The sequence below is a fragment of the Phenylobacterium sp. genome, from assembly GCF_035944335.1.
GTDB lineage: Bacteria > Pseudomonadota > Alphaproteobacteria > Caulobacterales > Caulobacteraceae > Phenylobacterium.
This window is the reverse complement of sequence record NZ_DASZBG010000108.1, coordinates 13,926-22,132: the sequence shown is the minus strand read 5'-3', so window position 1 is coordinate 22,132 and position 8,207 is coordinate 13,926. Positions and strand designations below refer to the sequence as shown.

Sequence of the window (8,207 nt, the reverse complement as noted above, 5' to 3'; positions counted from 1 at the left end):
GCGTAGACACCCGGGCAGGGCAGGGGCCTTGCGCGATCGCCTTTTCGTTCACAAATGGGCGTTGACGGAAGCGAAACGATCCCTATAACGGGGCGCTTCCGCGAAAGAGCGCGAGGGACGCGTCGGTCTATGCCTCAGGGGTGCAGGGCCGGGGCGCCGTTTGCGCTTCTCTTGCGTGATCAGGAGATTTTCTGAAGTGGCCCGTATCGCTGGCGTCAACATTCCTACCAACAAGCGCGTCGTCGTCGCGCTGCAGTACATCCACGGGATCGGCTCCGCCAAGGCGAAGGAGATCGTCAGCAAGGTGGGCATCGAAGACGCCCGCCGCGTGAACGAACTGACCGACCAGGAAGTGCTGCACATCCGCGAGGCTATCGACCGCGACTACACCGTCGAGGGCGACCTGCGTCGCGAGACGGCCGTCAACATCAAGCGGCTGATGGATCTGGCCTGCTACCGTGGCCTGCGCCACCGCAAGGGCCTGCCGGTCCGCGGCCAGCGCACCCATACCAACGCGCGGACCCGCAAGGGCCCGGCCAAGCCGATCGCCGGCAAGAAGAAGTAAGAGAGTTTATCTCCGATGGCCAAGGAACCGGCGCGCGTCAAACGCCGCGAGCGCAAGAACATCACCTCGGGCGTGGCGCACGTGAACGCCTCGTTCAACAACACCATGATCACCATCACCGACGCTCAGGGGAACACCATCTCCTGGTCCAGCGCCGGCATGATGGGGTTCAAGGGCTCCCGGAAGTCCACGCCCTATGCGGCCCAGATGGCCGCCGAGGACGCGGGCCGCAAGGCGGCCGAGCACGGCGTGCGGACGCTGGAAGTCAATATTTCCGGCCCCGGTTCGGGCCGTGAGTCCGCGCTTCGCGCCCTGCAGGCCGTGGGCATGACGATCACCACCATCCGTGACGTGACCCCCATTCCGCACAACGGCTGCCGGCCGCCCAAGCGCCGGCGCGTCTAGTACCGAAGTATCCAATCTCCCCGTCGCCGGACCGCGGATGCGGCCGGCGATCCTGCGTTTCGAGGGACATGCATCCGTGATCGAACGAAACTGGAACGAGCTCATCCGTCCCGAGAAGCCGCTCATCGAGACCGGCGCCGACGCGAACCGCAAGGCGCGTCTGGTGGCCGAACCCCTCGAACGCGGCTTTGGAGTGACGCTGGGCAATAGCCTGCGCCGCGTCCTTCTATCCTCGCTGCAAGGCGCGGCTGTGACGGCGGTGCAGATCGACGGTGTCGTGCACGAATTCTCCTCGCTCGAGGGCGTTCGTGAGGACGTCGTCGACATCGTGCTGAACATCAAGCAGCTGGCGCTGCGCATGCACGCCGAGGGCCCGAAGCGGATGACGCTGCGCGCCACCGGCCCCGGCCAGGTGACCGCCAGCCAGATCGAGGCCCCGTCGGACATCGAGATCCTGAACGGCGACCACGTGATCTGCACGCTGGACGACGGCGCCCAGGTGCGCATGGAGTTCACGGTCCAGACCGGCAAGGGCTATGTCCCCGCCGAGATGAACCGCCCCGAGGACGCCCCGATCGGCCTGATCGCGGTCGATGCCCTCTATTCGCCGGTCAAGCGTGTCGCCTACAGGGTCGAGCCGACCCGCCAGGGCCAGAGCCTCGACTACGACAAGCTGGTGATGGAAGTGGAGACCAACGGCGCGGTGACGCCGGTGGACGCGGTCGCCTACGCCGCCCGCATCCTCCAGGACCAGCTGCAGATCTTCATCACCTTCGAAGAGCCGAAGAAGAAGGTCGAGGGCGAGGCCAAGCCGGAGCTGCCGTTCAACCCGGCGCTGCTCAAGAAGGTCGACGAGCTGGAGCTGTCGGTCCGTTCGGCCAACTGCCTGAAGAACGACAACATCGTCTACATCGGAGACCTGATCCAGAAGACCGAAGCCGAGATGCTCCGCACCCCGAACTTCGGCCGCAAGTCGCTGAACGAGATCAAGGAAGTGCTCGCCGGCATGGCCCTCCACCTCGGCATGGACGTGCCGAACTGGCCGCCGGAGAACATCGAAGAGCTGGCGAAAAAGTTCGAAGACCAGATGTAGGTCTGCTTTCGCGCCGACTCCGGACCGCGATCTGCGGTCTGAGCCCGATGAAGCCGCAACGGCGGTGGAAGGCTCCGGCGCTTCGTGTTGACCCAGGCGGGAGCAGGCTGGGATTTGGTTAGGCAGGGCGTTCTTCCGCAGATCGGAAGCGTCCCGGCGGGCCCAGCGGCCCAGGAGATATGAGATGCGTCACGGCAAAGCCCACCGCAAACTGGGTCGTACGACCGCCCACCGCACCGCCATGTTCGCCAACATGTCGGCCAGCCTGATCAAGCACGAGCAGATCGTGACCACCCTGCCCAAGGCCAAGGAACTGCGCCCCTTCGTCGAGAAGCTGGTGACGCTGGCCAAGCGCGGCGACCTGCATGCGCGCCGCCAGGCGATCAGCCAGGTGCGCGACGTCGAACAGGTCGGCAAGCTGTTCGCAGTGCTGGGCCCGCGCTACGCCGAGCGTAGCGGCGGCTACATCCGCGTCCTGAAGGCGGGCTTCCGCCATGGCGACAACGCGCCCCTGGCGGTGATCGAGTTCGTCGATCGCGACCCGGCCGAAAAGGGCAAGGACTCCGGTCCGGTCGCCGAGAGCTTCGCCGAGGCCTAGCCGGCCCGCGCCACGAGACATCAGGAGCCCCGGAAGCCCGCTTCCGGGGCTTTTGCTTGCCCGCCGGGTCCGCGCGGCGCAGCCTTCGCCCATGGACGCCGAGACCCAGATCGAAGGGTTCATCGCCAAGTTCACCGACCAGGTGGCCGCGGAGATCCGCGCCGCCCGCGCCGAGATGCGCCGCCGCCTGCCCGGCGCGTATGAGCTGGTCTACGACAACTACAATGCGCTGGCGATCGGCTACGGCCCCAACGAGAAGACCGGCCAGGCGGTGTTTTCGCTGGCCTGTTTTCCACGGCGGGTCAGCCTGTGCTTCGTCCGCGGCGTCGACATCGACGATCCCAAGGGCCTCCTGGAGGGTGACGGCAACCAGGTCCGCTTCCTGCCGCTTTCGCCGCTGACCATGCTCGACCAGCCCGACGTCCAGGCGCTTTGGGATCAGGCCCTGGCCAAGGCCTCCGCGCCCATCGGCCCGCCCGGCGCCGGGCGGACCATCGTCAAGTCCATCTCGGCGAAACAGCGTCCGCGCCGACCCACTTGACGATATAATTTCGATATGCGTTAAATATTGTCGATCAACGCAAGGAGTTCGCCATGCCTGCGCCGACCTTCGTCCCCGCGGTCTTCTACAAAGACCCCATCGCCGCCCTGAAATGGCTGGAGCGGGTGTTCGGCTTCGAGATCTCGTCCCTGGTCACTGACGCGCAAGGTCAGCTGGCGCACTCGGAGATGAGTTTCCACGGCGGCGTGCTCAATATCGGCGGCGAGTGGCAGGGCGCCATCGTCGGCCCCGCGCGCATGCGCAGCCCCGCCACGGTCGAGGGCGTCAACACCCAGTTCGTCCGCGTCCACCTGGACGACGGCCTCGACGCCCACTTCGCCCATGCAAAGGCGCAGGGCGCCAACATCACCGCCGAGCCCGAGGACCAGTTCTACGGCGCGCGCACCTACCGGGTGGTCGATCCCGAGGGCCATGTCTGGAACTTCAGCCAGGACGTCCGTGTGGTCAGCGCCCAGGAGATGGAGCAGGCCACCGGCCTGAAGATCCACGCCACGCTGGATGAGGCCGGTCATGGCTGACTGGCGCCCGAACATGATCTCGGCGGTCTGCTACCAGGATCCGAAAGCGGCCCTCGCCTTCCTGGAGAAGGCCTTCGGCTTCGAGCTGTTCATGCTGATCGAAGACGGCGAGGGGAAGCTCGCCCACTCGGAGATGCGCTACGGCGACGCCGCGGTGATGGTCGGCAACGAGTGGTCCGCCGACCACAAGAGCCCCAGATCGATCGGCGGCAAGAACACCCAGACCATCCACCTGCAGATCGAGGAGGACGTGGACGCCCACTGCGCGCGCGCACGGGCGGCCGGGGCGGAGATCATCATGGCGCCGGAAACCCAGTTCTATGGCGACCGCACCTACCGCTGCCGCGACCCCGAAGGCCACATCTGGACGGTCGGCCAGACGGTCAAGGCGGTCACCCGCGAGGAGGCCGAACAGATCAGCGGCATGAAGATCACGGGCTGGGTGTGATGCCGGCCTTCGACCTGGAGACCACCTATCTCAGCCTCGACGGACAGGGCCGGGTGGCGCGCCATACCGTGGACGACGCCTTCTGGGCCTCCATCGACCGGAACACCGACCTGCTGGGCACCCTGGTGGCGGCCTACCTGAGCACCGCAGACTGGCCGCACTGGGAGATGCACCCGGCTGGCGAGGAGGTGCTGGTCCTGCTCGAGGGTCGCATGACCCTGATCCTCGACGAGCCGGCCGGAGAACGGCGGGTGGAGATGGCGCCGGGCGCGACCTGCGTCGTGCCGCGAGGGGTCTGGCATCGTGCGCTGGTTCCCGAGGCAAGCCGATTCCTGGGCGTCACCTATGGCGCCGGCACCCAGCATCGGGCGATCTGATGGCCGCCGCGCCGGCCCAGATCGACCGCACCCTGGCCGCGCTCGCCGATCCGCATCGCCGGCGGGTCGTGGATCTGCTGGCAGAACGGCCGCGGCCGGCGGGCGAACTGGCCCGGGCGCTCGATCTCTCCGCGCCAGCCATGAGCCGCCACCTGAAGACCCTGCGCGAGAGCGGCCTGGTGGAGGAATCCCATCCGGAATTCGATGCGCGGGTGCGCATCTATGCCCTGAGGCCCGAACCCATGGTCCATCTCATGCGCTGGCTGGAGGAGGCCGAACGCCTCTGGAGCGAACAGCTCGCCGCGTTCAAGGCCTTTGTCGAGACGAAGACGCCGTGACCTCGAAGGTCTATCTGGCGCTCCGGGTGAAGGCTTCGCCCGCGCGCGCCTTCGCGCTCTTCGTCGAGGAGATCGGCGCCTGGTGGCGGCCGAACGGGCTCTTCCAGACCACCCCGCGCGCGCCGGGGCGACTGGCGTTCGAGGCCGGCAAGGGCGGCCGGCTCACCGAGACCCTGGCCAACGGCAAGGTGTTCGAGATCGGCAGGATCACCGGCTGGGAGCCGCCGGACCGACTGGTGTTCTCCTATCGCCAGGCGAACTTCCCGCTCGATCTTCACACCGAAGTCGAGGTCCGGTTCGAGGCGGTGGGCGAGGAGACCCGGGTCAGTGTCGAGCATCGCGGCTTCGACCAGGTGCCGCCTGGCGCGGCGCGCCACGGCTTCCCCGACCAAGCCCTCTTGATGCGGTTGGCGGAGTGGTGGCGGGCGCAGCTTGCCTCGCTGGGCGAACTTGCGTAACGCTGGTTCCCGAAGTTCCGGTTTTGTTTCATGGCGCGGCGTGGGGGGAGAGAGATGAGCGAAGCCGCCTCGGGGACCGTTCCCGCCTCGGCCCGGCCGCCTCGTCAGGCGGCCTTCGGCTTCATCTTCGCCAGCGCCCTGATGAACTCGGTGTCGTTCGGCATCATGATCCCGATCCTGCCGAACCTGATCCGCCAGTTCACCGGCGGCGACACCGCCTCGGCGGCGGAGTGGACCCTGCTGTTCGGCGCCACCTGGGGCCTGATGCAGTTCTTCATGGGCCCGATCCTGGGCATGCTGTCCGACCGGGTGGGCCGGCGGCCCGTCCTGCTGATCTCCTTCTTCGGCCTGGCGGTCGACTTCCTGTTCATGGCCTTCGCGCCGACGCTCTGGTGGCTCTATGTCGGGCGCATCCTGAACGGCATGACCGCCGCCAGCTTCTCCACCGCCGGCGCCTATCTGGCCGACGTCACGCCGCCGGAGAAGCGCGCCAAGTCATTCGGCATGCTGCAGTCGGCCTTCTCCTTCGGCTTCATCATCGGCCCGACCATCGGGGGCTTGCTGGGCCAGCACAACCTGCGTCTGCCGTTCATCGCGGCGGCGATCATCACCGCGGTCAACTGGGTCTACGGCCTGCTGATCCTGCCGGAATCCCTCGCGCCAGAGCGGCGGCTCAAGGCGTTCGACTGGAAGCGCGCCAATCCGGTGGGCTCTCTGGGCCTGCTGCGCTCGCATCCGGGCTTGCTCGGCCTGGCCGGCGTCATCTTCCTCTTCCAGCTGTCGCAGGTCGTGCTGCCGACGGTCTTCGTGCTCTACATGACCGACCGTTACGGCTGGTCGCCGCGCATCCTGGGCTTCACCTTCCTGCTCACCGGCGTGCTGGGCGTGCTGGTGCAGATGTTCACCGTCGGGCCGATCGTGGCGCGGATCGGCGAGCGGCGCACCGTGCTGGCCGGCGCCGCCATCGGGGCGTTGGGCTTCTTCTGGTACGGCTGGGCGCCCACCGGCTGGCTCTATCTGGTCGGCGCTCCGATCTTCGCCTTCTCGGCCCTGATGATGCCGGGCCTGCAGGGGCTGATGACGCGGCGCGTGCCGCCCAACCAGCAGGGCCAGCTGCAGGGCGCCAACCAGAGCCTGCAGGGCATCGCCTCGATCCTGGGGCCGATCGTCTTCGGGGAGACCTTCGCCTGGTCCCTGCGCCACGAATCCACCCTGCATTCGCCGGGCTTGGCGATCTACCTGGCGGGCGGCCTCCTGGTGCTTGCCTTCCTCCTGGCCCTGCGCACGGCGCGCCATCCCGCGCCCCCGTCCGAGGCCAAGCCGACGCCCGCGTGAGGCGACGCCATTTTTGCGCCTGAAACGTTGGGACAGTGCAGTCGTCTTCGACTGGAATGTTTCCGAGAAAATCCATGCGCGATATCCGCGTCCTGCTGCCCGCCCTGACCATCCTTGCCGCCTGCTCGCCCGCTGGGCAAAGCGCCGCCCAGGGCCCGCTGCCCGCGCCCACCCGCGCGGTTCCGGCCAGCGCGGTCGCCCTGCGCCAGTCCTTCGCCCCCGTGGTCAGGAAGACCGCCCCGGCGGTGGTGAACATCTCCTCCAAGCGCACCGTGCGCCAGCAGGTGGATCCGTTCTGGGAGCTGTTCGGCATCGGCGCGCCGCGCGACCGGGTGGTGGGCTCGCTGGGCTCTGGCGTCATCGTGCGGCCGGACGGGGTCATCGTGACCAACAACCACGTGGTCGAGGGCGGCCAGGAGATCACCGTCGCCCTTGCCGACCGCCGGGAGTTCCCGGCCCATGTGTTGCTGGCCGACCCGCGCACCGACCTGGCGGTGCTGAAGATCGACGCGCCGGGCGGCGAGCGGCTGCCGGCCCTGGCCATCAACGACACCGGGGACCTGCAGGTGGGCGACCTGGCGTTGGCCATCGGCAACCCGTTCGGGGTCGGCCAGACCGTCACCAACGGCATCATCTCGGCGCTGAACCGCACCGCCGATCCCTCCGGCGACGCCGCCTCGAGCTACATCCAGACCGACGCGGCGATCAATCCGGGCAATTCCGGTGGGCCGCTGGTCGACATGAACGGCGACATCATCGGCATCAACAGCTTCATCCTCTCGCGGTCCGGCACCTCCTCCGGCGTCGGGTTCGCCATCCCCTCGGCGCTGGTGAAGCGGGTGGTGGAGACCGCCCTGGGCGGCGGCCATTCCCTGGTCCGCGCCTGGACCGGCGCGCGCCTGCAGTCGGTGACGCCGGAGATCGCCCGCAGTCTCGGCCTCGCGACGCCCCAGGGCGCCCTCGTGGCCGACATCTGGCCCGGCGGGCCCGCGGCCCAGGCCGGCCTGCGCCAGGGCGACGTGGTGACGTCCGTGGACGGCAAGCCGGTGATCGAGGCCGCCGGCGTCAACTACGCCGTCAGCACCCACAGGATCGGCGATCAGGTCCGCCTCGGCGTCCGCCGCGGCAAGGCCGAGCAGCAGCTGACCCTGCGCGCCGAAGCGCCGCCGTCCAGCCCGGCCCGCGACGAGCGGGTGATCGCCGGCCGCAACCCGTTGCAGGGCGCGACCGTGGTCAACATCTCCCCGGCCGTCGCCGATCAGGTCGGCATCGACCCCTTCACCAATCCCGGCGTGATCATCACCGCAGGCGGACAGGCTCTCGCGGCCCAGGCGGGGTTCAAGCCCGGCGACATCATCCGCGCGGTGAATGGCCGGCGGGTGGCCACGGTCCATGATCTCCTTGCCGCCTTGGCCGACGGCGGCCGGGTCTGGCAGATCACCATCGAGCGGGACGGCCAGGAGGCGACCGGGACCTTCCAGGTCTAGTCCGCGAGGGGTTTGTGCTAATC

12 protein-coding genes are annotated in these 8,207 nt (G+C 68.2%); all 12 read left to right on the top strand.

The annotated features are described in order from the left end of the window. Positions 1-196: 196 nt before the first annotated feature. The 12 genes from rpsM (at position 197) to VGT80_RS16975 (ending at position 8,184) form a co-directional block, all read left to right on the top strand. Positions 197-565, top strand: a complete 369-nt coding sequence (gene rpsM, locus VGT80_RS17030) for a 30S ribosomal protein S13 (protein WP_327457850.1) — start codon at positions 197-199, stop codon at positions 563-565. A gap of 15 nt (positions 566-580) precedes the next feature. Beyond that, complete coding sequence (rpsK, locus tag VGT80_RS17025; RefSeq protein WP_111528844.1) at positions 581-970, top strand: 30S ribosomal protein S11; 390 nt, start codon at positions 581-583, stop codon at positions 968-970. 76 nt (positions 971-1,046) lie between these two features. Beyond that, positions 1,047-2,063: a DNA-directed RNA polymerase subunit alpha gene (locus VGT80_RS17020; RefSeq protein ID WP_327457849.1), complete on the top strand. Its 1,017-nt coding sequence runs from the start codon at positions 1,047-1,049 to the stop codon at positions 2,061-2,063. Between the two features lie 184 nt (positions 2,064-2,247). Next, a complete protein-coding gene (gene rplQ / locus VGT80_RS17015; RefSeq protein WP_327457848.1) occupies positions 2,248-2,661 on the top strand; it encodes a 50S ribosomal protein L17 in 414 nt (137 codons plus the stop codon). A 91-nt stretch (positions 2,662-2,752) separates the two neighbouring features. Beyond that, on the top strand, positions 2,753-3,202 hold the full coding sequence (locus tag VGT80_RS17010; RefSeq protein ID WP_327457847.1) for a hypothetical protein: 450 nt from the start codon (positions 2,753-2,755) through the stop codon (positions 3,200-3,202). Between the two features lie 53 nt (positions 3,203-3,255). Continuing rightward, positions 3,256-3,741 (top strand): VOC family protein, encoded by a 486-nt coding sequence (locus VGT80_RS17005; RefSeq protein WP_327457846.1) that lies wholly within the window; start codon positions 3,256-3,258, stop codon positions 3,739-3,741. Then, complete coding sequence (locus tag VGT80_RS17000) at positions 3,734-4,189, top strand: VOC family protein (RefSeq protein WP_327457845.1); 456 nt, start codon at positions 3,734-3,736, stop codon at positions 4,187-4,189. Before VGT80_RS17005 ends, VGT80_RS17000 begins: the two co-directional genes overlap by 8 nt. Next, a complete protein-coding gene (locus VGT80_RS16995; protein ID WP_327457844.1) occupies positions 4,189-4,566 on the top strand; it encodes a cupin domain-containing protein in 378 nt (125 codons plus the stop codon). Before VGT80_RS17000 ends, VGT80_RS16995 begins: the two co-directional genes overlap by 1 nt. Next, positions 4,566-4,904, top strand: coding sequence for a metalloregulator ArsR/SmtB family transcription factor (locus VGT80_RS16990; protein WP_327457843.1), 339 nt, complete (start codon positions 4,566-4,568; stop codon positions 4,902-4,904). The genes VGT80_RS16995 and VGT80_RS16990 overlap by 1 nt, the downstream gene beginning before the upstream one ends. Continuing rightward, on the top strand, positions 4,901-5,362 hold the full coding sequence (locus VGT80_RS16985; RefSeq protein ID WP_327457842.1) for an SRPBCC family protein: 462 nt from the start codon (positions 4,901-4,903) through the stop codon (positions 5,360-5,362). Before VGT80_RS16990 ends, VGT80_RS16985 begins: the two co-directional genes overlap by 4 nt. A gap of 54 nt (positions 5,363-5,416) precedes the next feature. Further along, entirely contained in the window at positions 5,417-6,697 is a 1,281-nt protein-coding gene (locus tag VGT80_RS16980; protein ID WP_327457841.1) for a TCR/Tet family MFS transporter, read from the top strand. A gap of 74 nt (positions 6,698-6,771) precedes the next feature. Further along, a complete protein-coding gene (locus tag VGT80_RS16975; protein WP_327457840.1) occupies positions 6,772-8,184 on the top strand; it encodes a Do family serine endopeptidase in 1,413 nt (470 codons plus the stop codon). Positions 8,185-8,207: the final 23 nt, after the last annotated feature.

Excerpts from the sequence above, each read along its gene's own strand:
- rpsK (WP_111528844.1), top strand. The coding sequence starts at position 581 with ATGGCCAAGGAACCGGCGCGCGTCAAACGCCGCGAGCGCAAGAACATC.
- rplQ (WP_327457848.1), top strand. The coding sequence starts at position 2,248 with ATGCGTCACGGCAAAGCCCACCGCAAACTGGGTCGTACGACCGCCCAC.
- VGT80_RS17010 (WP_327457847.1), top strand. The coding sequence starts at position 2,753 with ATGGACGCCGAGACCCAGATCGAAGGGTTCATCGCCAAGTTCACCGAC.
- VGT80_RS17005 (WP_327457846.1), top strand. The coding sequence starts at position 3,256 with ATGCCTGCGCCGACCTTCGTCCCCGCGGTCTTCTACAAAGACCCCATC.
- VGT80_RS17000 (WP_327457845.1), top strand. The coding sequence starts at position 3,734 with ATGGCTGACTGGCGCCCGAACATGATCTCGGCGGTCTGCTACCAGGAT.
- VGT80_RS16995 (WP_327457844.1), top strand. The coding sequence starts at position 4,189 with ATGCCGGCCTTCGACCTGGAGACCACCTATCTCAGCCTCGACGGACAG.
- VGT80_RS16990 (WP_327457843.1), top strand. The coding sequence starts at position 4,566 with ATGGCCGCCGCGCCGGCCCAGATCGACCGCACCCTGGCCGCGCTCGCC.
- VGT80_RS16980 (WP_327457841.1), top strand. The coding sequence starts at position 5,417 with ATGAGCGAAGCCGCCTCGGGGACCGTTCCCGCCTCGGCCCGGCCGCCT.
- VGT80_RS16975 (WP_327457840.1), top strand. The coding sequence starts at position 6,772 with ATGCGCGATATCCGCGTCCTGCTGCCCGCCCTGACCATCCTTGCCGCC.